This window comes from Lentzea sp. NPDC051208, assembly GCF_040682435.1.
Classification (GTDB): domain Bacteria; phylum Actinomycetota; class Actinomycetes; order Mycobacteriales; family Pseudonocardiaceae; genus Lentzea; species Lentzea kristufekii.
Map to the genome: position 1 here is coordinate 152,985 of NZ_JBFBAW010000002.1, position 22,405 is coordinate 175,389.

The 22,405-nt window shown below is 71.4% G+C and carries 26 protein-coding genes; 13 read left to right on the top strand and 13 right to left on the bottom strand.

The genetic code is table 11. The features are described from left to right. Position 1 precedes the first annotated feature (1 nt). The 6 genes from AB0M48_RS05095 to AB0M48_RS05120 form a co-directional block, all read right to left on the bottom strand. A complete protein-coding gene (locus tag AB0M48_RS05095; protein ID WP_363836061.1) occupies positions 2 to 475 on the bottom strand; it encodes a cupin domain-containing protein in 474 nt (157 codons plus the stop codon). A gap of 260 nt (positions 476 to 735) precedes the next feature. After that, the gene (locus AB0M48_RS05100; RefSeq protein WP_363836062.1) at positions 736 to 1,626 is read right to left on the bottom strand and encodes an LLM class flavin-dependent oxidoreductase; all 891 of its coding nucleotides are present in this window, start codon (positions 1,624 to 1,626) and stop codon (positions 736 to 738) included. Between the two features lie 26 nt (positions 1,627 to 1,652). Beyond that, the gene (locus AB0M48_RS05105; protein WP_363836063.1) at positions 1,653 to 1,943 is read right to left on the bottom strand and encodes an antibiotic biosynthesis monooxygenase; all 291 of its coding nucleotides are present in this window, start codon (positions 1,941 to 1,943) and stop codon (positions 1,653 to 1,655) included. Positions 1,944 to 1,986: 43 nt separating this feature from the next. After that, positions 1,987 to 2,457 carry a MarR family winged helix-turn-helix transcriptional regulator gene (locus tag AB0M48_RS05110; protein ID WP_363836064.1) on the bottom strand — a complete coding sequence of 157 codons (471 nt, stop codon included), beginning with the start codon at positions 2,455 to 2,457 and terminating at the stop codon, positions 1,987 to 1,989. Between the two features lie 9 nt (positions 2,458 to 2,466). Next, entirely contained in the window at positions 2,467 to 3,090 is a 624-nt protein-coding gene (locus AB0M48_RS05115; RefSeq protein ID WP_363836065.1) for a hypothetical protein, read from the bottom strand. Positions 3,091 to 3,182: 92 nt separating this feature from the next. Then, the gene (locus AB0M48_RS05120) at positions 3,183 to 3,737 is read right to left on the bottom strand and encodes an EF-hand domain-containing protein (protein ID WP_363836066.1); all 555 of its coding nucleotides are present in this window, start codon (positions 3,735 to 3,737) and stop codon (positions 3,183 to 3,185) included. A 217-nt stretch (positions 3,738 to 3,954) separates the two neighbouring features. Here AB0M48_RS05120 and map point away from each other — a divergent pair, with 217 nt between their 5' ends. Continuing rightward, a complete protein-coding gene (gene map, locus AB0M48_RS05125) occupies positions 3,955 to 4,773 on the top strand; it encodes a type I methionyl aminopeptidase (protein ID WP_363836067.1) in 819 nt (272 codons plus the stop codon). A gap of 92 nt (positions 4,774 to 4,865) precedes the next feature. Continuing rightward, entirely contained in the window at positions 4,866 to 5,153 is a 288-nt protein-coding gene (locus tag AB0M48_RS05130; RefSeq protein WP_363836068.1) for a helix-turn-helix transcriptional regulator, read from the top strand. Here AB0M48_RS05130 and AB0M48_RS05135 read toward each other — a convergent pair. From AB0M48_RS05135 to wecB, 5 genes are all read right to left on the bottom strand, one after another. Further along, positions 5,099 to 5,431, bottom strand: a complete 333-nt coding sequence (locus tag AB0M48_RS05135; protein ID WP_266041482.1) for a S26 family signal peptidase — start codon at positions 5,429 to 5,431, stop codon at positions 5,099 to 5,101. The genes AB0M48_RS05130 and AB0M48_RS05135 overlap by 55 nt on opposite strands. Further along, positions 5,431 to 7,212: an ABC transporter ATP-binding protein gene (locus AB0M48_RS05140; RefSeq protein WP_363836069.1), complete on the bottom strand. Its 1,782-nt coding sequence runs from the start codon at positions 7,210 to 7,212 to the stop codon at positions 5,431 to 5,433. The genes AB0M48_RS05135 and AB0M48_RS05140 overlap by 1 nt, the downstream gene beginning before the upstream one ends. Continuing rightward, complete coding sequence (locus AB0M48_RS05145) at positions 7,209 to 8,144, bottom strand: MauE/DoxX family redox-associated membrane protein (RefSeq protein WP_363836070.1); 936 nt, start codon at positions 8,142 to 8,144, stop codon at positions 7,209 to 7,211. The genes AB0M48_RS05140 and AB0M48_RS05145 overlap by 4 nt, the downstream gene beginning before the upstream one ends. Before the next feature lie 58 nt (positions 8,145 to 8,202). Further along, complete coding sequence (locus AB0M48_RS05150) at positions 8,203 to 8,364, bottom strand: hypothetical protein (RefSeq protein WP_319982767.1); 162 nt, start codon at positions 8,362 to 8,364, stop codon at positions 8,203 to 8,205. A gap of 100 nt (positions 8,365 to 8,464) precedes the next feature. After that, positions 8,465 to 9,580, bottom strand: a complete 1,116-nt coding sequence (wecB, locus tag AB0M48_RS05155) for a UDP-N-acetylglucosamine 2-epimerase (non-hydrolyzing) (RefSeq protein ID WP_363836071.1) — start codon at positions 9,578 to 9,580, stop codon at positions 8,465 to 8,467. 106 nt (positions 9,581 to 9,686) lie between these two features. Between wecB and AB0M48_RS05160 the strand changes: the two genes are divergently transcribed. From AB0M48_RS05160 to AB0M48_RS05210, 11 genes are read left to right on the top strand one after another with little or no spacing between them, the layout of a single operon-like run. Beyond that, positions 9,687 to 10,514: a hypothetical protein gene (locus AB0M48_RS05160; RefSeq protein WP_363836072.1), complete on the top strand. Its 828-nt coding sequence runs from the start codon at positions 9,687 to 9,689 to the stop codon at positions 10,512 to 10,514. Further along, positions 10,511 to 11,455 (top strand): polysaccharide deacetylase family protein, encoded by a 945-nt coding sequence (locus tag AB0M48_RS05165; protein ID WP_363836073.1) that lies wholly within the window; start codon positions 10,511 to 10,513, stop codon positions 11,453 to 11,455. The genes AB0M48_RS05160 and AB0M48_RS05165 overlap by 4 nt, the downstream gene beginning before the upstream one ends. Further along, on the top strand, positions 11,446 to 12,618 hold the full coding sequence (locus AB0M48_RS05170) for an O-antigen ligase family protein (protein WP_363836074.1): 1,173 nt from the start codon (positions 11,446 to 11,448) through the stop codon (positions 12,616 to 12,618). The genes AB0M48_RS05165 and AB0M48_RS05170 overlap by 10 nt, the downstream gene beginning before the upstream one ends. After that, entirely contained in the window at positions 12,600 to 13,634 is a 1,035-nt protein-coding gene (locus AB0M48_RS05175) for a glycosyltransferase (protein WP_363836075.1), read from the top strand. The genes AB0M48_RS05170 and AB0M48_RS05175 overlap by 19 nt, the downstream gene beginning before the upstream one ends. Then, the gene (locus tag AB0M48_RS05180; protein WP_363836076.1) at positions 13,631 to 14,485 is read left to right on the top strand and encodes a hypothetical protein; all 855 of its coding nucleotides are present in this window, start codon (positions 13,631 to 13,633) and stop codon (positions 14,483 to 14,485) included. The genes AB0M48_RS05175 and AB0M48_RS05180 overlap by 4 nt, the downstream gene beginning before the upstream one ends. Next, the gene (locus AB0M48_RS05185; protein ID WP_363836077.1) at positions 14,482 to 14,634 is read left to right on the top strand and encodes a hypothetical protein; all 153 of its coding nucleotides are present in this window, start codon (positions 14,482 to 14,484) and stop codon (positions 14,632 to 14,634) included. The genes AB0M48_RS05180 and AB0M48_RS05185 overlap by 4 nt, the downstream gene beginning before the upstream one ends. Then, a complete protein-coding gene (locus tag AB0M48_RS05190; protein ID WP_363836078.1) occupies positions 14,631 to 14,780 on the top strand; it encodes a hypothetical protein in 150 nt (49 codons plus the stop codon). The genes AB0M48_RS05185 and AB0M48_RS05190 overlap by 4 nt, the downstream gene beginning before the upstream one ends. Continuing rightward, the gene (locus AB0M48_RS05195; protein ID WP_363836079.1) at positions 14,777 to 16,027 is read left to right on the top strand and encodes a glycosyltransferase 87 family protein; all 1,251 of its coding nucleotides are present in this window, start codon (positions 14,777 to 14,779) and stop codon (positions 16,025 to 16,027) included. Before AB0M48_RS05190 ends, AB0M48_RS05195 begins: the two co-directional genes overlap by 4 nt. Continuing rightward, a complete protein-coding gene (locus AB0M48_RS05200; protein ID WP_363836080.1) occupies positions 16,024 to 17,424 on the top strand; it encodes an oligosaccharide flippase family protein in 1,401 nt (466 codons plus the stop codon). Before AB0M48_RS05195 ends, AB0M48_RS05200 begins: the two co-directional genes overlap by 4 nt. After that, positions 17,421 to 18,488, top strand: coding sequence for a glycosyltransferase (locus AB0M48_RS05205; protein ID WP_363836081.1), 1,068 nt, complete (start codon positions 17,421 to 17,423; stop codon positions 18,486 to 18,488). Before AB0M48_RS05200 ends, AB0M48_RS05205 begins: the two co-directional genes overlap by 4 nt. Further along, positions 18,485 to 19,582 (top strand): glycosyltransferase family 4 protein, encoded by a 1,098-nt coding sequence (locus AB0M48_RS05210; protein WP_363836082.1) that lies wholly within the window; start codon positions 18,485 to 18,487, stop codon positions 19,580 to 19,582. Before AB0M48_RS05205 ends, AB0M48_RS05210 begins: the two co-directional genes overlap by 4 nt. Here the strand turns inward: AB0M48_RS05210 and AB0M48_RS05215 are convergent. Further along, the gene (locus AB0M48_RS05215) at positions 19,563 to 20,690 is read right to left on the bottom strand and encodes a putative glycoside hydrolase family 15 protein (protein WP_363836083.1); all 1,128 of its coding nucleotides are present in this window, start codon (positions 20,688 to 20,690) and stop codon (positions 19,563 to 19,565) included. The two genes, AB0M48_RS05210 and AB0M48_RS05215, sit on opposite strands and share 20 nt — an antisense overlap. Before the next feature lie 89 nt (positions 20,691 to 20,779). Then, positions 20,780 to 22,123, bottom strand: a complete 1,344-nt coding sequence (locus AB0M48_RS05220) for a sugar transferase (RefSeq protein ID WP_363836084.1) — start codon at positions 22,121 to 22,123, stop codon at positions 20,780 to 20,782. Positions 22,124 to 22,405 lie beyond the last annotated feature (282 nt).

The window sequence follows — 22,405 nt, forward strand, 5'->3', positions numbered from 1 at the left end:
CTCAGCCCTCCACGAAGTACGAGTCGTGCTCGTCGAGGAACGCGGCGCGGTCGGCCGCCGCGACCTCGCCGAGCCGTTCGAAGTACTCCTCGCGCGGCGCACCGGGAGTGAACAGCAACAACATCTCGGCCGGTGCGTCGGCGTCGTTGCGGAAGGCGTGCAACCCGCCCTGCGGCACGTGCAGGAAGTCCCCCTCCCCCGCCTCGATCCACTTGTCGCCGTTGTAGAGGCGCACGGTGCCGTCGAGGATGAAGAACGACTCGGAGATCGTCCGGTGGAAGTGCGTCGCCGGACCGCCGGCCTTCGGTTTCATGACGACCCGGTAGAGGCCGAACTCGCCGCGCGTGGTCTCGGTGGTCGCGAGGTAGTGGATGCCGTTCCCGGGCTCACCGTTGTCGATCGGGGTGCTCGCGGGCCGGTAGCGCGCGCTCACCTCGCCGGTGTCGCCGAGGTAGACCTTCTTGGGATAGGACATGCTGTTCATCCTTTTCGCGTGGGTACCTACCAAGAAGACCCGATTGCCCACGCGGATGTGACAGCTGGTCCTTCGTGAGCTTCCTGCTGCAGCAGCCCGGTTTCGACACCTCGACGCTCACCTACGCCCAGTACCGTGACCTGTTCCGGCAGTCGGTCCGCGAGTTCGACGGCGGCAAAGGACCGCAGCCCATCAACGCCCTGGGTCAGCTCGGCGACTGGGTCGAGCGCGGCAAGGGCGGCCTCCAGCTACCGCTGCGTCTAGCTCAACCGCACGCGCACGACGGGCGCGACCTCTTCACCGAAGCGGCGCGCCTGATCGGCGGCGTCCTCCTCCGGCCACAGCACGAAACCGGTGAAGGACTGGGCGGCGAGCTTCGTCAGCACGTCCGCCCAGCCCTGCGCGTCCGTGCGGATCGGCTCCGCCCCCTGGAGGCCGACCGGCCCGGGCGTGTCCGTGATGGTGCCGACGAGCTGCGCGATCCGGCGCACCTCCCCCGGCTCGCGACCGGCGTCCGTGGCCACCCGGTCGATCAGCGCGTTGCTCTCCGCCCACTTCTCGTACGGCAGGTACGACGGGATCGGCGCGGCCCAGCCGTCCGCCACCCGTCCGGTCAGCGCCAGGCTGCGCGGACCCTGCGCGCCGACCCAGATCTCGACGCCGCCGGGGCCGGGTTCCTGCGAGGCCATGTGTTCGACCGAGTAGTACTTCCCGGACGCGGTCACGTGGTGGCCGCGCGGCTGCCAGAGCCCGCGCAGCAACGCGATCGCCTCTTCCTGTGCGTCCAGCGCCTCCTTGGGGCTGCGCCGCGGCACGCCGAGCTTGGTGATCGCGTCCCAGTACCCGCCCGCGCCGAGCCCCAGGTGGAACCGGCCGCCGGACAGGCGGCTGAGCGCGCTCGCCTGACGCGCCAGCATCGGCGCGGGCCGCAACGGCAGGTTCGCGACGTCGGGGAAGAACGAGATCTTCCCGGTGCGCGCGATGAAGTCGCCGATGAGGGCGAACGCGTCGAGGTGGTCGGCGACGTACGGGTGGTCCTGGACGCCGACGAGGTCGAGCCCCGCCTGTTCGGCCGCCGCGACGACGGCCCTGTTCTCGTCGATGTCGACGGTCGGTACGACCGAGACGCCGAAGCTGAGTGCCTGCACCATCACTGCCTCCTCCTGGACGCGCTCCCCTACGCGGAGAGCACGCCTTCCTCCGCGGTGACGAGCGAGTCGATCGCGTCGAAGAACGCCTTGATGCCGGGCAGGTTCGGGCCCTTCCTGCTGGAAGCGGCGTAGTCCTCCGAGGAACGCCACTCGACGATGTCGAGCCATTCGCCGCCGGGCAGCCGCACGAGCCGGGCGCCCAGGAATCCCTCGCGGTCGGCCTCGAAGTCGGCGATCATGCCCGGACGGGCGGCGAGCAGCGCCTCGACGTTCTCGGGCGCCACGCGGAAACGGGTCAGCTCCACTGCCGTAGTCACAGATTCATGATAGTCAAGATCTGTGACTAAATCCAGGTGCTGTTCAGTCCTTTGAGGACTCGACGGCCAGGCGCTGGTGCTCGGTGATGTCCACCAGCATGCGCTTGAAGCGCGTGTACTCACCCTTGCCGACCCGCTCGGCGTGCCGGTCCTGCATGGCGGCCATGATCTGGTCCGCCGCCCGCATCTGCGCGAGGCCGCGTTCGGTGGGGCAGATGAGCTTCGCCCTGCGGTCGCTCGGGTCGGGCCGGCGCTCGACGTACCCGAGCGCCTCCAGCTCGTCGACCAGCGTGCCGACGATCTGCTTGTGCTGCCCGGAAAGGTGCGCGAGGTCCGTCGCGCGCACTCCGTCCGGGTCGAGATAGGCGAGCACCGCGCCGTGCCGGTGCTTCAGGTCGTCGAACCCCATGTCGGCGAGGGTCTGGAACAGTTCGCGCTGCACCGCGAACAGCAGGCGGCCCGACAGGACTCCCAGATCGGGGTTCGAGGCGTTGCGTTCCGCGCGGGTGACCATCAGGCCACCCTAGCGGCGCACGAGGTCACGCCCGAGGACCTCCCGCAGGTGCACCTCGACGAACACCCTCAGGTAACGGTCGTTCGCCAGCTCGTCGAACGCGGCCACGAGGGCGGGGTCGGGTTCCTCGGTGAGGTTCACGATCCGCCACAGGTTGAGCGGGTCCGCCTCCGTGCCGCCCACCGAGTGCTCGACGTGGAAGATCGGCTGCCCCGTCCCCGCCGTGAACACGCGCCCGTCCGGAGCCTCCCACCGCGCGTCCCCCAGGAAGAACGCGCAGCGGTTCTCGTGGTCCAGCCGCACGTGCTCGATGATCCGCGCGGTGCGCGAGGGGTCCGCCCACTGCCGCTGCACGGACACCCGCGTGAACTCCTCGACCCGGCCGTGCCAGACGCTCGGGAACCTCTCCGCGCCCGGCTCGACGACCGTCGGGATGAAGACGTCCGGCGCCTTGGCCTTGCGCACCTCCATGTCCCAGAGCAGCGCGCCGGTGTACTCGACCGGCGGGGTCACCCGGTAGCGCTCGCGCAGCACCTCGTTGACCCGCACCGCCGGCAGGTCCGCCCTCGTGGCGCCGGGTGTGGCCCAGGCCTGCTCGAAGACCGTCTCGTGATCGAGCGTGGCGGTGGTCATGACGCTCCCAACTAGTCACAAATCCTGATAGTCAGGATACATGACCACACCGCGGGTGAGGTCGGGCACTCCTTCGCCTGTTTCGCAGGCGATCAGATGCGCTGCAACGCCCTCGGGTACAGCCAGCTGCCAGGCGTGTCCTCTGCCGGGTTCGTGTAGTAGTCGCGCACGGCCGTCACGTACTCCTGCACGCTGATCGCGCCGTCACCGTCGGTGTCCAGGTGCGCGAACGCGCGGCCGCACTCCTGCTCCGACAGCCCGCGCGCCTTCAGCAGGACCCCGAACTCGGACGCGTCCACGCGGCCGTCGCCGTTCGTGTCCATGATGTCGAGCAGGGACTGGACGACCTCGAGGAAGTCCATGTTGATCGGGCCGCCCTCGACGAACGCCTCGATCATGGCGTCGCGGTACTCCGCCGGGCCGATCTTGCCGTCGCGGTCCGTGTCGCAGTGGCCGGCCAGCATCTCCCAGAACCGGTCGTAGGCCTCCACGAGCTCACGGCCGCGTTCCGAGGACGCCGGTTCGCCGAACGCCCGCAGCAGCCGGTCGGCCAGCGCGTAGACGTCCGCCAGCTCGATGACGCCGTTGCGGTTGACGTCGTAGTGGGCGAAGGTCGAGTCGATCCTGTGCTGCAACACCTGCTTCATGACCAGGCACTGTGGTGACCCGGCCTCGCGCGCGCAACGCGCGTCCCCCTCCTGAGTGGTGTTCTTCAGCCGCCCGGTACCGAGGCCCGCGAGGAGGCGTTGACCCCCGGCCCGCGAGCGCGCATGGTGGAGCAGCGGACCGACGGCGAGGCCTCTCGAGCAGCAGACCTCCAGCGACGGTATAGTTATACCGGTACCCGCTGATGGAGGAACAACGTTGATCGAGCTCAAGTCGCCCGCCGAGATCGAGCGCATGCACGTCACCGGCCAGTTCATCGCGGAGGTGCTCGACGAGCTCTCCGCCAGGGCCGCGGTCGGGGTGAACCTGCTCGACCTCGAACACCACGCGCGCCACATGCTCGAGGAACGCGGCGCGGTGTCCTGCTACTGGGACTACTCGCCGTCGTTCGGCCGCGGGCCGTTCCGCAACGTGACCTGCCTGGCCGTCAACGACGCGGTGCTGCACGGACTGCCCAAGAGCTACGTGCTGCAGGACGGTGACGTGCTGACCATGGACATCGCCGTCACCATCGACGGGTGGGCGGCCGACTCGGCCATGACCGTCATCGTCGGCACGCCCCGCGAGGAGGACCAGCGCCTGGTCCGCGCCACCGAGGTGGCACTGGCGGCGGCGATCGAGGTGGCGCAGGCGGGCAACAAGCTCGGCGACATCTCCGCGGCGATCGGCGAGGTCTGCGGCCGGTTCGGCTACACGCCCAACCTGGAGTTCGGCGGGCACGGCATCGGCCGCACCATGCACGAGGCGCCGCACGTGTCGAACAACGGCAGGCGCCGGCACGGCATGAAGCTCAAGCCCGGCCTGACCATCGCCATCGAGCCGTGGCTCGCCGCGACGACCGACCAGATCATCTACGACGAGGACGGCTGGACGCTGCGCTCGGCGGACGGTTCGCGCACGGCCCACTCGGAGCACACCGTCGCGATCACCGAGGACGGGCCGCTCGTGCTGACCCGCCGCAAGAGCGAACTCAAGGCCCAGGCCGATGCTGACACGTCGCAGGCTCGCCTGCCCTAGTCGCAGGGCCAGTGGCGAATTCTCGCACCCTCGGGTAACCATGCAGTGGGCTGAAGGAGAGGGAACGGAGCACCCACTACACGGGAGTCTGGATGGCCACAGGGGGCAAGACCGAGCTCGGCATCGACCTGGACGAGCTTCGTCTGCTGGTCGGATTGTCCTACCGCGAACTGGCACGCCGCACGGGGTGTGCCCGCAGCACGTTGCACGACGCCTTGACCGGACGCCGGTTTCCCCGGCTGGACACGGTGCTGGCGATCGCGCGGGTGTGCGGCGGGGACACGACGCGCTGGCGGTTGCGCTGGGTCGCGGCGTGCAAGCGCTCTCACCTTCCACGCACCGCACCGACGATGTCCTTGCAGTCGACCAATCCGAGCTGACGGGAGTCCTGTGAACGCGGATTGTCCCCCACCACGGCGACGAAACCGTCCGGCACGTGCGCCAGACCGGGCAGCGTGGCGGCCAGCCACGGTGGCACCGGATCGCCTGCTGTGGCCGCCACCCTCTTGACCCGGTGCGGCAGTTCGGGGTCCGGTACCCGGAACACGATCACCTCGTGGTGGCGGGGCCGCCGGAAGAGCCTGCGCGCCAGCAGTTTCTGACCGTCGTGCAGGGTCGGCGACATGCTGTTGCCCCGCACGGTGACCCTGATCCACATCAGTTGACCCTCGCGTCCTGGTAGCCGTCGGCCTGGAGCCGGAACAGGCGGGCGTACTCGCCGCCGGCGTTCATCAGCGCGTCGTGGTCACCCTGCTCGGCGATCCGCCCGCCGGCCAGGGTGACGATGAGACCGGCCCCGCGCAGCGCGGCCAGCCGGTGCGAGATCAGCAGCCGCGTGCGGCCTTCCGCGTGCCGCCGCACGGTCTCGTGCACCCGGTGTTCCGCTTCGGCGTCCAGCCCGGACGTCGGCTCGTCGAGGATCATCAGATCGGCGTCCGCGCGCATCAGGCACCGTGCGAGCGCCACCCGCTGCCACTGCCCGCCGGACAACGTGACGCCCGTCCGTTCCTCGTCCGCGTGGGTCCTCGACAGCACCGTGTCGTACCCGTCCGGCAACGCCTCCAGCGTCTCGGCGACCCGAGCCCTGCCCGCGGCCGCGACGATCCGCGCCCGGTCGCCGAGCTCGCTGACCTGGCCGATGCCGATGTTCTCCGCCGCGGTCAGGTCGTAGGTCATGAACTCCTGGAACACCACGCCGATCCGGGCCCGCAGCGCCACGACGTCGAGGTCGCGCAGGTCCACGCCGCCCCACGTGATCGAACCCCGCTGCGGGTCGTAGAACCGGCACAGCAGCTTCACCAGGGTGCTCTTGCCCGCGCCGTTGACGCCGACCAGCCCGACGGCCGCACCGGCGGGGATGGTCAGGTTCACCCCGCGCAGCACCCACGGACCGTCGTCGGAGTACCGGAACCAGACGTCCCGCAGCTCGATCGCCGCCTCACCGGGCGTGCCGGTCCCCGCAGGCAGGTCGTCCCGGGTGCCGATCACGTCGAGGTAGTGCCCGAACAGCCGCACCGCGCGCCCGGCCTCACCGAGTTGCAGCACCACCCCGGACAGCCCGGTCTGCACCCCGGCCACCGCCCCGAGGAACAGCACGAGGTCACCTACCGACGACCGGCCCGCGACCACGTTGAGCGCCACCACGACCGTGCCCGCCCCGGCGACGACCGCACCGAGCAACGCCAGCGCGCTCTGCACCACCGTGCCCCTGCGCTGCGCCGCCAGCCGCGCGCCGCTGACCGTGACCAGCGAGCCGACCATCCTGGTGTGCAGGAGCGAGCCGAGGCCGAACAGCCGGATCTCCTTGGCCGCGCGCACGTCCGTGAGCAACGCCCGGTAGAACAACCGCCGCCGGTCCGTCGCCACCCACGCTTCCTCCGTCGACGCCTCACGCCGCGCGGTCGCCAGCCGGGCGAACACCGCCGTCACCACGGAAGCCAGCAACAGCAACGTCATCGGCGGCCACACCACCAGCAACGCACCGGTGAAGCTGGCCAGCAGCACGACCGAGCGCACGACCTCCTGGGTGAACTGCGAGATCGTGCCGGGTGCCTCCTGCGCGGCCTGCTCGGCGAGCCGCAACCGGTCGTGGAACGCGGGATCCTCGATGCGCGCCAGCCCCGGCAGCGTGGCGACGCGCTGGAACAGCGTGCTCTCGACCGTCACCGCGACCCGTTGCCGCACGACCTCCCCGAGGTGCCCGCAGAGGTAGAGCAACGCGATGGCGACACCGCCGACGAGCGCCGACGCGACCGCCAGGAACGCCGCCCGGCCCGCACCGGCCTGACGCGACGTCAGCTCGTCCACCAGCAACATCGTCAGCCAGGCGCCGCTCGCGGGTGCGGCACCGGCGATCACCGTGAGCGCGAGGGTTCCACCGGCGAGCACCGGCGCGGCCTTGAACGGCAACGCCAGCGCCGCCAGGGCGTTGCGGATCACGCCACCGGCGCCGGAACGCCGGCGAAGTCGGCGAGCTTGGTCCCGGACGCCGTCACCACACCTCCGTGCGTGTACAGCAACGTCGGGTAGGCCATGACCTCGAACGCGGACAGCACGGGATCATCGGTGCCGACCACGGCCACCCGGCCCAGCGCACCGACCTTCTCGACCAGCCGTGCCGTGGCCCCGGGATCGCTCGGATCTCCGTCCACAACGGACACGAACCGCGCCGCGGGCGGATCGGCCAGCAGAGCGTCGGTCAGCGTCCGGCACGGTCCGCAGCCGACCGAGAAGAAGCCGACCTGCACCGGCCCGTCGAGATCGGCCTCGGTGAACGGGACGCCGCCGGTGTCCACGACCGAGAACGGCTTGACCACCAGGCCCGGCCGCGGCAGGTTCGACTCGCGCTTCGGCTGCGCGTTCTCCTGCAGCTCCCGGACCCTGGCCACCAGCCCGTACGTGAACAGCACGTGCAGCGCCACCACCACGGCGAGCAGCACGACGGCGATCGTGAGCAGGGTCAACGGTTCCTCCCGGGAAACAGGCGCCGGCACGAACGCGCCCAGAACAGCCACCGCGATCAGCAGGCCGTTGCGCACGAGGTGTTTGGGTCCCAGCACGTCCCCGCCCGCACCGAAACACTTGCAGCGCACCGCTTTCCGGCCGGTGACGGCTAGGACGACCACGCCGCAGAACGCCACGAGCAACGTCACGACGACGCCGTACCCCAGGCGCGTACCGGGAACGGCGAGCAGGACGACCGCCAGCGCCTCCCCCGCGAGCACCACGACGGCGAGAGGCCGGGCGGGCAGCGGCACCAGGGCGGCGATCGAGTCGCGGAACTCGGCGAACCCCTGCCGCGACCGCACCTTGCCGGCGAAGGCCGCCAGGAACACCACGGCGAGCAGCACACGAGCGAACAGATCGAGCACGTCGGCCTCCGGCAACGAGTGCGGGGTGCCGGCGACGAGTCGCCGGCACCCCGTCGTGTCACTTGCAGCTGCTGCTCACCGACGAGCAGATGCCGTTGCAGTTGAAGCGGTAGCCCCTCTTGCAACACTGCCCGTGCTCCGGCACGCAGGCACCGGCATCGATCTTCGGCAGCACGAGTCCGACGAGCCGCTCACCGGCCAGCTTGGCGAATCGCTTCACGGGTCCGCTCCTCCCAGTTCGACCAACATCAACGCCACTCACGCTGGTCTGCGGCGGCGGTGAGCGGAAGACGGGTCGGACGAAGTCGGACGGGCTCGGACTAGGCGTCGGCCAGCATCCGGCGGACGGCGGAGGCGATCAGCTCGGACGGCGAGCCGGTGCCGTAGGGCGACGGGATCTCCCGCAGCGCGGCCCGATGCCCCTCCACGTCGTCGAGCCACGCCAGCACCGAACTGCCCACCAGCGGACCGGGCGGGACGAGCGTGCCGAACGTGCCCTCGATCTCCGGCCGTTCGGTGCTGCGCCGCACGACCACGACGGGCCGCTTCAGCACGCTCACCTCCTCCTGGATGCCGCCCGAGTCCGACACGATCACCGCGGACCCGTGCGCCAGGGCCAGGAACTCCCGGTACGGCTGCGGCTCGATCACCTGGAGGCCGTGCAGCAGCGCTTCCAGGCCGAACTCGGTGATGCGTGCGGCGGTCCGCGGGTGCAGCGGCAGCACGACGGGCAGGGGCAGTCCGCCGAGCTCGCGCAGGACGATCTCCAGGCTGGCCGCGTCGTCCACGTTCTCGGGGCGGTGGATGGTGGCCAGGACGTAGCGGTCGGGCTTCAGGCCGAGGTCGCCCAGGACCACGTCCTGCTCGTCCGCGGAGGGCAACGCGTGCGCCAGCGCCTCCACGACGGTGTTGCCGGTCACGGCGATGCGGCTCTCCGCGACGCCCTCGCCCAGGAGGTTGTGGCGGTTCAACGATGTCGGGGCGCAGCAGAGGTCGGAGAGGTGGTCGATGAGCACGCGGTTGTGCTCTTCCGGCATCGCGCGGTCATAGCTGCGCAGACCCGCCTCCACGTGCACCAGCGGCACGTCGCAGGCGTTGGCGGCCAACGCTCCCGCGAGCGCGGAGGTCGTGTCGCCCTGCACGATCACGGCACCCGGCCGGTGCGCGGCCAGCACCTCGTCCACCGCCGAGACGGCACGGCCGAGCTGGTCGCCGCGGCGCAGGCCGCCCAGCCGCAGTTCGTGGAACGCGCCCGGTTCCGGCACCTCGCGGCGGATGAGCGAGTACATCGAGCGGTCGTAGTGCTGACCGGTGTAGATCATGGTGCACGCGCTGCCGAAGTGGTCGACCAGCGGCGCGAGTTTGATCAGTTCCGGCCTGGTGCCGCAGACGATCGTGACGATGTTCGTTTCCCGCACCGCGGCAAGGTACTGCATCGATCTTGACGAAACCGGGCACATCCCGCGCACGTTCACTCGAAAGAGTTGCCTCGGATATCGCTCGAAAGTGTTGCCGCACAAGCGTGTCGTAGTGTCCGCGCTCATGTCCGGTCATCTGGCACTTGCGGTGTCCACTGTGCTCTACGGCCTGGGGATAGTCGCGCAGACCGTCGCCGCGCGGAGGGCCGAGGAACGTCCCGGCACCGGGGTGGGGCTGCTCGCCCGCCTCGCCGCGGACCGGTTGTACCTGCTGGGGTTCACCGGGCAGGTCGGCGGGTTCCTGTTCGCGTTCCTGGCTCGCGAGGACCTGCCCCTCTACCTGGTGCAGGCCGGTTCGTCGTGCGCGGTCGGCCTCGCCACCGTGATCGGCGTGCTGCTGCTGGGCTGGCGGATCCGGCGCGTCGAGATCGCGGTGCTGGTGGTGATGGCGTGCGGACTGCTGTTGCTGACGGGTGCGGCGGCGCCGTCCACCGCCCGTGAGCTCCCGCTGGTGCCCGCCCTGGTGGTGCTGGGGCTGCTGACGCTCGCGGTGCTGCCGCTGGCACGGGTGTTCAAGGCCGCGACGCCGGTGCTCGCCGGCATCGCGTTCGCGGTGGTCGCGGTGGCCGCGCGCAACGTCGCCGGCAAGCCGGTGCTCGACCTGCTGCTGCACCCGCTGACCTGGGTGATGGTGATCGCCGCGTTCGTCGGCCAGGCGTGCCTCGCGACGGCGTTGCAGCGTGGTTCGGCCACGTCCGCGGTGGCGTCGATGGACGCGACCACCGTGGTGATCGGCTCGGCGGCCGGGCTCGCGGTGATGGGCGACCAGATCGCGGCCGGGCGGGAGTGGTGGGTCGTGCTCGGCGTGCTGCTGGTGGTGTCCGGCGTGCTGGTGCTCGGGTCCGTCGCGAAGCCCGCCCGGGAACTGGTCGCGACCAGAGGTGAGCGGTGAAGCCCGTCGCCAGTGTGTCGCTGGACCTCGACAACCTGTGGGCGTACCTGCGCACGCACGGCGACGCCCGGTGGGAGAGCAGGCCGAGCTTCCTGCCGTCCGCGGTGCCGCGCCTGCTGGACGTCTTCGGCGAACAGCGCTTGACCACCACGGTCTTCGTGGTCGGCGCGGACGCGGAACGCGACGACGGCGCCGAGGCGGTCGCGTCGATCACCGCGGCCGGGCACGAGATCGCGAACCACTCGTTCTGGCACCAGCCGTGGCTGCACCGCTTCTCCGCCGAGGAGGTCGAGAAGGAGGTCATGCGCGCGGAGGAGGCGATCATGGCCGCAGGAGCGCCGCGGCCCGTGGGTTTCCGCGGTCCCGGCTACAGCGTCACGCCCGCGCTGCTCGACGTGTTGCGGCGGCGCGGTTATCGCTACGACGCGAGCGTGCTGCCGACGTGGATCGGGCCGCTGGCCCGCGCGTACCACAACCGTTCGGCGGGGTCGACGGACGGCGGCGAGGACCTGTTCGGCGGGTTCGGCAAGGTCCGCGCTCCCAACACCGCGTACCGCTGGCGGGACAACGGACTGGTCGAGCTGCCGGTGACGACGATGCCGTTGCTGCGGGTGCCGATCCACGGCGCCTACCTGTTGCAGCTGCACCAGATCTCGCCCCGGCTGGCTCGCGGGTACTTCCGCACGGCGTTGCGCCTGTGCCTGGCGCGCAAGGTCTCCCCGTCGTTGCTGCTGCATCCGACCGACGTGCTCTCGGGTGCCGAGGCGCCCGGAATGGAGTTCTTCCCCGGCATGGCCGTGCCGGGCGCGCAGAAGGTCGAGCTGCTGGGCTGGGTGTTGTCGTTGCTGCGCCGGCACTTCGACGTGGTCGGCACGGGCGAGCACGTCGAGCGGCTCGCGGGTTCTCCTCTGCGGGAACGGGATCCGGTCGCATGTGGCTGACGGTCCTGCTGCGCGTCTTCGCCTGCGGGACGGTGGCGCTGGCGCCCCTGGAAGGCTATCTGCTGCAGGTGCACGGGCAGCTGGCCAAGATCGTGCCCGCACTGCTGATAGGTGTCTGGCTGTTCTCCCTGCACCGGCACCGACGTCTGCCCACGCCGCATCCGCTGCACCTGGTCGTCGCGTTGCTGGCGGTCGTGCTGCTCGCGACCTCCGCGGTGCACGAGGCCGAGCCGTTCACGCTCGAATACCTGGTGCGGTGGGTGCCGTTCCTGGTGATCGCGGTGGTGCTCGCCGATGTGGCCGCGCGGGAGGTGCCGGTCCGCGCGTTGCTCGCGGCGACGGTCGCCGGTGCGGTCGTGGCGGCGGGCGGCGGGCTGCTCAGCCTGGCCGGTGGTTCGTTGCGCGCCACCGGACCGCTGGAGGATCCCAACGACCTGGCGTTCTTCCTCGTGGCGGCGCTGCCGTTGCTGATCGCGCTGCCGGCCAGAGGCTCGCAGCGGATCGTCTTGTTGGTGCTGGGTGCGGTGTTGGTGGCCGGTGCGGCGGCGACGTTCTCGCGGGGTGGCGGGATCGCGCTGGCCTGCGCACTGGTGTGGCTCATCGTGCGGCGTGCCCTGCCGGTCCGCGTGGTGGTCGTGACGGCCGCCGTCGCCGGTGTGGCGGCTTCGGTGTTCGCCTCGACGGCGCAGGCCGAACTGTCCCGGGCGCTGCAGGAGAAGAGCCACATCGCGGGCACCAACGCCGACACCCGGATGCTGCGCTGGCAGGCCGCCTCGCGGATGCTGGCCGACAACCCGGTGCTCGGCGTCGGGCCCGGCGGGTTCCGCCAGGAGTACGCGTCCGCCGGGCACAACGCGGAGATCGACGAGCAGACCCCGGTGGCGCACAACCTGTTCCTCGAAGTGGCCGCCGAACTCGGGGTGCCGGGGTTCGCGCTGCTGATCGCGTTCGTCGCGGTCGGGTTCGTGGCGAGCGAACGGGCGTTGCGGCGCGTGGCGGATCGGCGTGAGGCGGTGGCCGTGCAGGCGTCGCTGATCGCCGTGCTGGTCGCCTCGATCTTCCTGTCCGAGCAGTACTACCTGCCCCTGTGGTCGCTCGTCGCCCTCGCGGCCGCGATCGAGCGGCGTTCTCAGAAGGAGTCTCGATGCGCGTTCTCCACGTGATCAGCGAGATGGGCGCGGGTGGTGCCGAGGCGCTCGTGGCCGGGATGGCCCTGGCGGGCGGCGACGTCGGCTGGGAGTCCGCGGTGGCGAGCGGCGGCGGGTTCCGCGTCGATGCGTTGCGCGCCGGTGGTGTCCCTGTTTTCGACGTACCGGTGGCACGGCGTTCGCCGCTGGGTGTGGCGCGTGCCGCCTGGGCGACGCGGGTGGCCGTGCGCCGGTTCCGGCCCGATGTCGTGGTGGCGCACAACGTCTCCGCGTCGCTCGTCGCACGCATCGCCACGCCGCGACGGCCCGTGGTGACGGTGTTCCACGGCGTCGCCGAGGCGGACGTGCCCGGTGCCGTGAAGGTCCTGCGCCGCGTGTCGACCGTCGTCGTGACCGTCGCCTCAGCCGCGTCGGAACGGCTGCGTGACGCCGGACTCGACTCCGTGGTGGTCATCCCCAACGCCGTCTTTCCCTCCGCGCCGACGGCGGACCGGGCGACCGTGCGGGCCCGGCTCGGGACGCCGCTCGACGTGCCCGTCGCCCTCTGCCCGGCGCGGCTGGAACCGCAGAAGCGGCACGACGTGCTGCTCGACGCGTGGGCCCGGATCCCCGGCGACTGCGAACTGTGGCTGGCCGGGGACGGCAGCCTGCGTGCGGAACTGGAGGCGCGTGCCGACGGCCGGGTCCGGTTCCTCGGCACCCGCACCGACGTGCGCGACCTGCTCGAAGCCGCGGACGTCACCGTGCTCACCAGCGACTGGGAGGGCATGCCGATCGCGCTGCTCGAATCACTGGCGGCGGGCCGCCCGGTCGTGGCGTCCGATGTGGACGGTGTGCGGGAGGTGCTGTCCGGCGGTGGCGGCGTACTGGTCCCCCGCCGCAGCCCCGAGGAAACCGCGAAAGCGTTGCGCGGCCTGCTCTTCTCCCCCACCGCGCGTTCGGTGGCCGCGTCCCACGACGGCCCGGCCGACGCGCACACCCTGATGAAGTCCTACGACGAACTGCTTCGTACCGTCCTGGAGGGACGATGAAAGCTCGCAGAGCTGTGGTGGAAGGCGTGCTGGCCGCCGTGCTGGTCGGTGCGGCCGTGCTGCTGGCCGTCGCACTGCGCGACGGCGTGACCGAGGGCAGGCTGACCCTGCTCGCCACACCGTCCGCACCCGGCAGCGCCCAGTTCGGTGAGGTCACCTCGCTGGCGACGCCGGCGGTGGTGCAACTGGTCCGCAGCCCGTCCGTGCTGGACGCGGCGGCCGGCGCGGCGGGCACGACGCCGGACCGCCTGGCCGACGCCATCGCCGTGGAACTGGTCCCCGCGTCCGGCGTGGCCCGCATCTCGGTCCGCGCCGACTCGGCCGCCCACGCCGCCTCGGCCGTGACCGCGGTGGCCCGGGCGGTGATCGAGGCCGACCTGCTGGCGCCCGCCGCCAAGTTTCGCCTCGTCGACCCGCGCCCCGAGACCACGCAGGTGTCGCCGGACTGGCGCCTCGCCACGGGCCTCGCCCTGGTGGCCGCGGTGATCGCGGGCGTGGCCGTGGTGGCGGTGCGCCGCCTGCGCGCCAACGCGGTGGGTGCCGCTTTGTCGACGGCGGGCATCAAGCACCCGGTCGTCGTCGCCGCCGACGACGACCCCGCCCTCATCGACCGCCTCACGGCGTTGTGCGTGGCGGCGGCCCGGCCGGTGCGGGTGCTGCCGGTGAGCCCGTCGCTGGCGGAACGCGCGGAGGAACTCGCGCGGGCGTTGCCGGACAAGGCTTCCGAGCCCGCGGACGGCACGGCCGTGATCGCCGTCGCGTCGAACGACCGCGCGCACCGCAACGACCTGGCGACGGCCCTCGCGGTGCTGCCTGCCTCGTCGGTGCTGGTGGCGGTGGTGCTGGCGTGACCACCACGAACGTGACCACGAAGAAACTGTCAGACCTGCTTGAGATGATGGGAGTGGGGGCCCGATCCCCCCAGGGGGCCGGCCAGTCGGAATCGATCCCGACGGTTGCCGCCCTCGCCGCGCCGCACGTGACGGCGGTGGCGGCGTGACGATCTCCTCCCGCTGGACTGCCCTCCTGCGCCAGATGGACCGCCGGGCCGCGCTCACCGTCGCCGGCGTCACCTTCCTCGCGGCACTGGCCGCTCTCGCCGCGGTGGCCGTGGCCTCGGTCATCATGGCGGTGGTGCCGGAATGATCACCACGACCAGCCGCGCCGGCCTCGCCAAGAAGATCGGCCTCGCCCTCGTCGCCCTGGCCGGCGCCCTCAGCGCGTTCCGCGCGCTCAAGCCGGCGTGGGAGGTGCCGCTTCCCACCGAGTCGAACCTGCCGGAAGAACGCATGCAGGACTTCCGGGACGCGCTCTACTTCCCGATCCGCGAGTTCCTGAACGGCGGCAACCCGTACGACCCGGCGGTGATGTTCGAGCACTGGCCGGTGCGCCAGAACTTCAACCTCTACCAGCCCTACCACCTGGTGCTGCACCTGCCGTTCGCGCTGCCGGAGTACCGGGTGGGCGCGGTCGCGTTCGCGCTGGCGTGCCTGGTGTTGCTGGTGGGTCTCGCCGTCATGGCCGCAGGGCGCGCGAAGCTGCCCGTGGTCGCGGGCACCGTCGTGATCAGCACGCTGCTGGTGACGAGCCAGGTCGGCAAGGCCCAGATGTACGTCGGGCAGGTCAACCCGCTGATCGCGGTCGGCGCGGCCGGGGCGTTGCTGCTGCGCACGAAGAGCCCGGCGTGGGCGTCGGCGGCGCTGGCACTGGCCTGGTTGAAGCCGCAGTTCGGGCTGCCGCTGGCGATACTGCTCTTCGTGCGCGGTGACCGGAGGGTCGCGCTCCTGGGCACGGCGATCGCCGCGGCGGCCAGTCTGCCCGTGGCCGCGCTCCTGGTCGTCAGGGGCGGTGGGGCCGGCGCGTTCCTCGACGTGATCTCGCGGAACCTGGAGTGGGCGAGCAGCACCGGGTACGGCGCGGTCGACTCCCTGACGGCGCAACGGGTCGACCTGCCGGCGGTGTTCTTCCGCACGACCGGGTGGCTGCCGCCCGCGGCGGAACTGCTGGCGCTGTGCGGGGTTCTCGCGGTCACCGCGCTGCTCGCCCGCAGGCTCGACCGGACGGCGAACGGGTCGGAGGCGGCGGATCTGCTGACGTGCCTCGGCATCGTGGTCGCGCTGGTGCACCAGCCGGGCGACGTGCTGATCGCGGTACCGGCGATGACGGCGCTGGCCGTCGTGTGCTGGCGGCGGCGCAAGGACGGCCACTGGCGGTGGGCCGGCGTGGCCACCCTGCTGCTCGTGGTTCCGTTCGCGCACCTGTACTTCGTCGACACGGCCGTCAAGAGCGTTCTCGGAGCGCGGGCCGCCGTCACGCTGGACGGGGTCGCGGTCGTGGCGGCCTGGCTGGTGCTGGCGGTGTTCGCGGCACGGCACGTCCGGCGCGCCGCATGACCGATGTGGCGGTGCGGGGGTCGCTGTGGCTCTTCGCGGTCAACCTGGTGAGCAAGAGCAGCCAGATCGTGGTGACCCTCGCGCTCGCCCTGTTCCTCACCGAGGCCGACCTCGGCGCGGTGGCGCTGGTCGTGTCGGTCGTCAACATCGGCCAGGTCGTCCAGGCGATGGGCGTCTACGACATCGTCAGCCGCACCGCCCTGGATCCCCTCAGGACCGCGGGAACCGTGCTCACGATGAGCGTCGCGACCGGAGTGGCGCTGACGGCGGTCATCATCGCCGCCGCGCACCCGATCGCCACCGCGCTCGGCGCACCGGAGGCAGCCGGGATGCTGCGGCTCGCGGCGCTGACCCTGCCGTTCACCGCGGCGGGCGGGGTGCAGATGGCGTTGATGCACCGCGAGCTCGACTTCCGGCGCCGTATGCTCCCCGACGCGGGCGGCATGCTCGTCGGCGCGGCGGTCACGGTCACGCTGGCGGCGAACGGAACCGGGCCCACGGCGCTAGTCCTGGGCCTGCTCTGCACCGCGGTCGCGCAACCCGTGCTCGCCGCCGCGGCCGGAGCGCGGATCCGCCCCGGCTGGGACCACGAAGCCGCGACGGAGGCCGCGAAGTGGCTCGCGGTCGTGGGGCCTGGGGCGTTGATCGCCGTACTGCTGATCAACGTCGACTACCTGGCGATCGGGCACGTCCTCGGACCCGAGGCGGTGGGCGGGTACTCGCTCGCGTTCCGCATCGCCTGGGTGCCGTACATCATGATCGCCGTCGTGCTGGGCGGCGTGCTGTTCCCGATCTGCGCCGAGCTGGTCCGGAGTGGACGGACGGACCGGCTGCCCGCCACCCTGCGGCGATTCACCGTCGCCACCCTGGTGGTCACCGGCGGCCTGTACGTCGTGGTCGCGCTGTCCGCGCACGGGATCGTGGTCCTCGGCGAGCAGTGGGCCGGCGCGGCCGGGCCGCTGGTCCTGCTGTGCGGCTACGGACTCGGCCTGAGCCTGCTGCACGTCTGGTACCAGGTGATCAGGGCGGCCGGGCACGCCCGCCAGTACCTGGCCCTCGAAGCCACCCACCTCGCCGCCCTGCTGACCGCGCTGGTCTTCACCACCGGGGAGGGTCCGGCGGCGGTCGCGCTCACCCAGGTGACCGTGGTGTGGCTGCTGGTACCGCTGACCTGGCTGGTCCTCGCCCGCAACGGCCTCGCGTTCCCCGTCCCGCTGCGCGCCGTCGCCGGCGTCGCCGGGGCCGCGGCCGCGTGTCTCGCCCTCAGCACCGTCCTGCCGGACAGCACCACCCTCCCCGGCCTGATCACGACCGGCCTGCTGCTGCTCGCCACCTACTGCGCGATCGCCCTGCCCCTGAACCGCACCGTCCTCATCGGACTGAAGGAGCGCGCGTGAAGATCGTCCACGTGACGCAGCCGGTCGAGGCCGGGGTCGCCGTCGTGGTGCTGGACCTGGCCAAGGCCCAGCGACGACGCGGCTGGGACGTCAGCATCGCCTGCCCGTCCACCGGCTGGCTGCCCGCACAGGCCCGCGAAGCCGGCATCCCGCTGCACCCCTGGCACGCCACCCGGAGCCCAGGTCCACGCACCGCGCTGGAACTCCGGGCACTGCGCAGGACCCTCAGGAACATCGAGCCCGATGTCGTCCACCTGCACAGCTCCAAGGCCGGTCTGGCCCGGCTCGTCCTGCGCGGCCGCACGCCGACGATCTTCCAGCCCCACCTGTGGTCGTTCCGCGTCGCCACCGGACTGCTCAGCCGTGCCTGCCGGTTCTGGGAGGCCGCGGCCTCCCGCTGGACGACCCTGCTGCTGTGCGTCAGCGACGACGAGCTGAAAGCCGGGCGCACGGCAGGGGTGACCGCACCAGCCGAGGTCGTCTGCAACGGTGTGGACACACAGCGTCTGAGCCCGAAGACCAAGGCGCACGACATCCCCACGGCGGTGTGCGTCGGACGACTGGCTCACCAGAAGGGCCAGGACCTGCTGCTGGAAGCCTGGCCCCAGGTGCTCGCGAAGGTGCCGGACGCCGAACTCCTGATCGTCGGCGACGGCCCGATGGCGGCGCGACTGCGCACCACCGATCACCCGAACACCCGCTGGCACGGCCACAGCGACGCGGTCGACCGCTTCTACGCCGAGGCCGACGTCGTGGTCCTGCCCTCCCGCGCCGAAGGCATGGCGCTGGTGCCGCTGGAAGCCATGGCCTGCGGACGCTCCGTCGTCGCGTTCGACGTCGAAGGCGTCGGGCAGAGCCTCGGCGACGCGGGCGAGGTGGTCCCCGCGGGCGACACGACAGCCCTGGCGCAAGCGATTGCGCTCCGGCTCGCCGACCCGGAACTCGCCGCCGCCGAAGGAAAACGCGGCCGGCTCCGGGCCGAAACCCTGTTCGACCGCGACCGCATGACCGGCCAGATCGCCACGCTCACCGCGGCACTGGTCACCGAGGAAGGACGACGATGACACGGATCGCCTACCTGCTCACCCAGGACAGCGGTGGCCCGGTCGACGTGACGGTGCGCCTGGCCGCCGCGCTGGCCAAGTCGGGCGAGGCCGAGGTGCGGGTGTTCGGCCCGCGGCCCCGTCGCGGCGCGGAGCTCATCGACCCGTACTTCGAAGAGACCCTGGTGACGCGCAAGGGGGACATGGCCGCCGCACGGCAGGCGCGGGCCGCGATCAAGGCCTGGCACCCGGACGTCGTGCACGCCCAGGACCGCCGGTCCGGACTGGTCAGCGCGGCCCTCGCGACGACGGGCACCAAGATCGTGCACACCTACCACGGCGTGCCCGACGAGGTGGCCGAGCCGTGGTTCCGCAACGTCCGCGGCGCCACCCCTCCCCCGGCCTACACCAGGGCGGTGCTGGCCGCCGACGCCGCCGTCGCCCGGGTCGTGCACCGCACCGTGGTCCCCGCCAGGGAGATGGGCCGGTTCCTGCGCGAACGGCTCTACGTGCCACCGCACCGCATGACCCACATCGACAACTGCGTCGAGGTCGGTTCCGCGAACCCGCCCGCCGGCCCGGTGCGCAAGCTGGTGTTCGTCGGGCTCCTGGTGGAACGCAAAGGTTTGCTGGACCTGCTCGACGCGCTGCAGACCACGATGCCGGAGGACGCGACGCTCACCGTCGTCGGCGACGGCCCGCAACGGCTCCAGGCCGAGGGCCGGGTCACCCGCCGCGGCCTCACGAACCGGGTGAAGTTCCTGGGCTTCCGCAGCGACGTGCCCGAACTGCTGCTGGAGCACGACGCCCTGGTGCTGCCGTCCACAATGGAGCAGCAGCCGCTCGTCGTCGCGGAGGCCATGGCCGCGGGCAAGCCCGTGGTCGCCACGGACACCGGCGGTGTCGCGGACATGCTGGGCGTTCCCGGCGACGACTGCCCGCAGCCCGGCGACGTGGCGGCACTGGCCGCACGGCTGCGCGCGCTGTTCGACGATCCCGATCCCGCGAGCACCGGACACCGGCTCGCGGCGAGGGCACGGGAGCGGTTCACCGCGGAGGTCTGCGCCCGCAGGCACCTCGACCTCTACCGCAGGCTCACGGCTTCGGGCCGTTGACCAGCACCACCGCGTCGGCCGACGGCAGGTCGAGCTGGGCGGGCACCGGTTCGCCCCTCAGCGTGACGAGGCCCGGCGGGGGCGTCAGCAGCACGGACGTCTTCGTCGGGTTCACGGCCACCCAGCCGCCCGAGTAGCGGCGGTTCCACACGCCGTTCGGCAGGCGGTTGGCCGTCTCGACCGCCTCGCCGAGGCGTGCGTCCTGGTACAGCGACCAGTAGGGGTTCTTGTAGTCGGGCTGCGCCCTCGTCCAGCACGTGTGGGGGCTCGCCAGGAGCGCGGCGGAGGCGTACCCGACGCGTTCCTCCTTGTCCGACCTCGTGTGCGTGATCAGCAGCAACCAGGACTCACCGAGCGCCGCCTGCGCGCGCTGCTCCTTGAACTGGTTGCCCTGGAACGTGATCAGCTCACCGGTGCCGTCGTCGCCCTGCAGGCCGAAGTTCTCCTCCATCGCGCCCGCGTACCGGGAGTGCGCCGACCAGCGGCCGGGGGTCAGCTGCGACTCCGACACGTTGGGGATCAGCATCTTCCCGGCCTTCTCCAGGGCGTCACCGGTGAGTGCGAGCAGGGCGTCGAGGCCGTCGCGCAGCAGCCGGTCGGACGCCGCGGCGTCGGCGGTGCCCGCGATCACCGCGCTGGAGTAGTACTTGAGCGAGCTGAAGTCGTTGTCCGCCAGCACGCCGTCCCAGCCCTCGCGCAGCACCTCGCCGACGACCGCGTCGGCCCAGGCCTTCTGGTAGGCCGGGTCCCAGACCGTCATCTGCCAGTGCTTGGGGTAGCCGTCCCACTCGATGCGCTTCCCCAGCGTGCTGGTCGCGAACCACGCCGGCTGATTCCGCTCCGCGGCGTGGTAGCCGATCCCGGTGGGCAGGTACCGGGCGTCGCGGTCGCCCTCGACGGCGCCGTAGTAGTTGCGCGTGCTGGAGAAGTCCTTGTACACGAGCACTTTGACCTTGGGGTTCAGCTCGTGCAGCTTGCGCATGGCCGCCGTCTCCCACGCGTTGAGCACGACGACGTCGTAGTGCTTGGCCGCGGACCTGATCTCCCACTGCGTGGGCGAGTCGCCGATCCCGTACCACCACGCGCACGGCGCCAGCGCCTTCGGCATCGGTCCCGTGATGATCGGGTCCGGTTCGGCGGCGCTGACCGCACATGCACTCGAAAGAAGTACGAGAGCGACAGCTGCGAATCGACGTATCAGCGATTTCTCCGACAACACAACTCACCCGCTGTCATCAGTAGAATCCTCAGGTCGAGCCACAACGACCAATTCGCGATGTAGTAGTTGTCGTATCGAGACCTGTCGGCGATGGAGGTGTCACCTCGCAGACCGTGCACCTGGGCTAGTCCAGTCAAGCCGGTCGGAACGCGATGGCGCGCCCAATATAGCTCGTGAATGGACGAAAACTCGCGAACGAAACCGGGACGCTCCGGGCGGGGCCCGACAACGCACATGTCGCCACGCAGCACGTTCCAGAGCTGGGGCAGTTCGTCGAGCGAGGTGCGGCGCAGGAACCGGCCGACCGGACCGACCCTGGAGTCGCCCACGACCGACCACTTCACCTGCGAGTCGTCCTCGCCGGACTGCCGGACGCTGCGGATCTTGTAGAGGGTGAACGTGCGGTCGTCCATGCCGACGCGGACCTGCCGGAAGAACAGCGGCCGTCCGCTCTCGACCAGCACCGCGAGCGCGCACAGGCCGATCACCGGCGACAGCACGACCAGGGCGACCGCCGCCAGCAGCAGGTCGGCCGCGCGCTTGATCCACCAGGTGGGCCTGCTGGTCGGCGCGGTGCCGAGGCGCATCAGCGGGTAGCTGCGCAGCCGTTCGATGCCGGGGCCGTCCGGGTGCAGCTCGTACATGCGGGGCACGACGAGCGTCGAGCAGCCGAGCCGGTGCGCGGTGATCGCGGCGTCCACCAGCGGCGAGTCGCGGGTGTGCGAGAACGCGAGCACGACGGTGCCGGCCTTGAGCCGCACGATCGCGTCGGCCAGGTCGCCGTCGACCACCTCGAGCATCGGCGGCTGCCGGTCCGGATCGGGGCCGGAGTCGGCGAACGCGACGGGTCGCAGGCCGAACTGGGGGTGTTCCAGCATGGTCCTCGCGAGGTTCACGCCGACCTCGCCCGCGCCGACGATGATCGTGCGGTCGCAGCGGTCGAACCGGCGGCGGCACCACCGGCCGAACGCGAACACGCACCACCGCACCGGCTCGATGGCCAGCGCGAACACGATCATCGCCCACTGCGCGGCGGCCAGCTCGGCCGCGTCGGCACCGCTGGTCAGGCCGATGCCGGTCAGCAGGGCGAAGGCCAGCGCCGTGCTCGCCGCGGACCGGGGCAGGTCCTGCAGCCACGACAGCCACAGCCGCCGCCGGTAGAGCCGCCAGGCTCCCCTGATCGTGATCACCGCCGCCACGACCGCGCTGCCCCAGCCCCAGCCGAGGCCGCGCTGCACGCACACCGCGGTGAGCGCCACGGCGTCGGCGAGGACGAGCAGCACCGCGACCGCGTTCACCCGGCTGAGCAAGTCCCGGCGCACCGAGGACGGCTTGAGGGGGCGCTGCGACGGGCGTCCGGGATCAGCCTCGCGCGCGTGGAGTGGTCCAGCTGGAACGGCAACCGCCGAGAATCGCCTCATTGAAAGATCATCCGATCGAAGGAGTCGTGGTCGCAGGAGCGCACGAAAGGGTGAATGAACTCTGAGAAATCATCTCTTCGGGTATCAATATTCCCTCTTCAGTGTCCCGCGCGAACGCAGATGGTGAGGTTTCGACGTTGTTCCTGCCCTGAAATCACCCAGGGCTGCACTCAAAGCTTTAGC

Excerpts from the sequence above, each read along its gene's own strand:
- wecB (WP_363836071.1), bottom strand. The coding sequence starts at position 9,580 with ATGCAGTACCTTGCCGCGGTGCGGGAAACGAACATCGTCACGATCGTC.
- AB0M48_RS05170 (WP_363836074.1), top strand. The coding sequence starts at position 11,446 with ATGTGGCTGACGGTCCTGCTGCGCGTCTTCGCCTGCGGGACGGTGGCG.
- AB0M48_RS05160 (WP_363836072.1), top strand. The coding sequence starts at position 9,687 with ATGTCCGGTCATCTGGCACTTGCGGTGTCCACTGTGCTCTACGGCCTG.
- AB0M48_RS05215 (WP_363836083.1), bottom strand. The coding sequence starts at position 20,690 with ATGCCGAAGGCGCTGGCGCCGTGCGCGTGGTGGTACGGGATCGGCGAC.
- AB0M48_RS05130 (WP_363836068.1), top strand. The coding sequence starts at position 4,866 with ATGGCCACAGGGGGCAAGACCGAGCTCGGCATCGACCTGGACGAGCTT.
- AB0M48_RS05095 (WP_363836061.1), bottom strand. The coding sequence starts at position 475 with ATGTCCTATCCCAAGAAGGTCTACCTCGGCGACACCGGCGAGGTGAGC.
- AB0M48_RS05200 (WP_363836080.1), top strand. The coding sequence starts at position 16,024 with ATGACCGATGTGGCGGTGCGGGGGTCGCTGTGGCTCTTCGCGGTCAAC.
- AB0M48_RS05195 (WP_363836079.1), top strand. The coding sequence starts at position 14,777 with ATGATCACCACGACCAGCCGCGCCGGCCTCGCCAAGAAGATCGGCCTC.
- AB0M48_RS05110 (WP_363836064.1), bottom strand. The coding sequence starts at position 2,457 with ATGGTCACCCGCGCGGAACGCAACGCCTCGAACCCCGATCTGGGAGTC.
- AB0M48_RS05100 (WP_363836062.1), bottom strand. The coding sequence starts at position 1,626 with ATGGTGCAGGCACTCAGCTTCGGCGTCTCGGTCGTACCGACCGTCGAC.
- AB0M48_RS05120 (WP_363836066.1), bottom strand. The coding sequence starts at position 3,737 with ATGAAGCAGGTGTTGCAGCACAGGATCGACTCGACCTTCGCCCACTAC.
- AB0M48_RS05175 (WP_363836075.1), top strand. The coding sequence starts at position 12,600 with ATGCGCGTTCTCCACGTGATCAGCGAGATGGGCGCGGGTGGTGCCGAG.
- AB0M48_RS05135 (WP_266041482.1), bottom strand. The coding sequence starts at position 5,431 with ATGTGGATCAGGGTCACCGTGCGGGGCAACAGCATGTCGCCGACCCTG.
- AB0M48_RS05180 (WP_363836076.1), top strand. The coding sequence starts at position 13,631 with ATGAAAGCTCGCAGAGCTGTGGTGGAAGGCGTGCTGGCCGCCGTGCTG.
- AB0M48_RS05210 (WP_363836082.1), top strand. The coding sequence starts at position 18,485 with ATGACACGGATCGCCTACCTGCTCACCCAGGACAGCGGTGGCCCGGTC.
- AB0M48_RS05115 (WP_363836065.1), bottom strand. The coding sequence starts at position 3,090 with ATGACCACCGCCACGCTCGATCACGAGACGGTCTTCGAGCAGGCCTGG.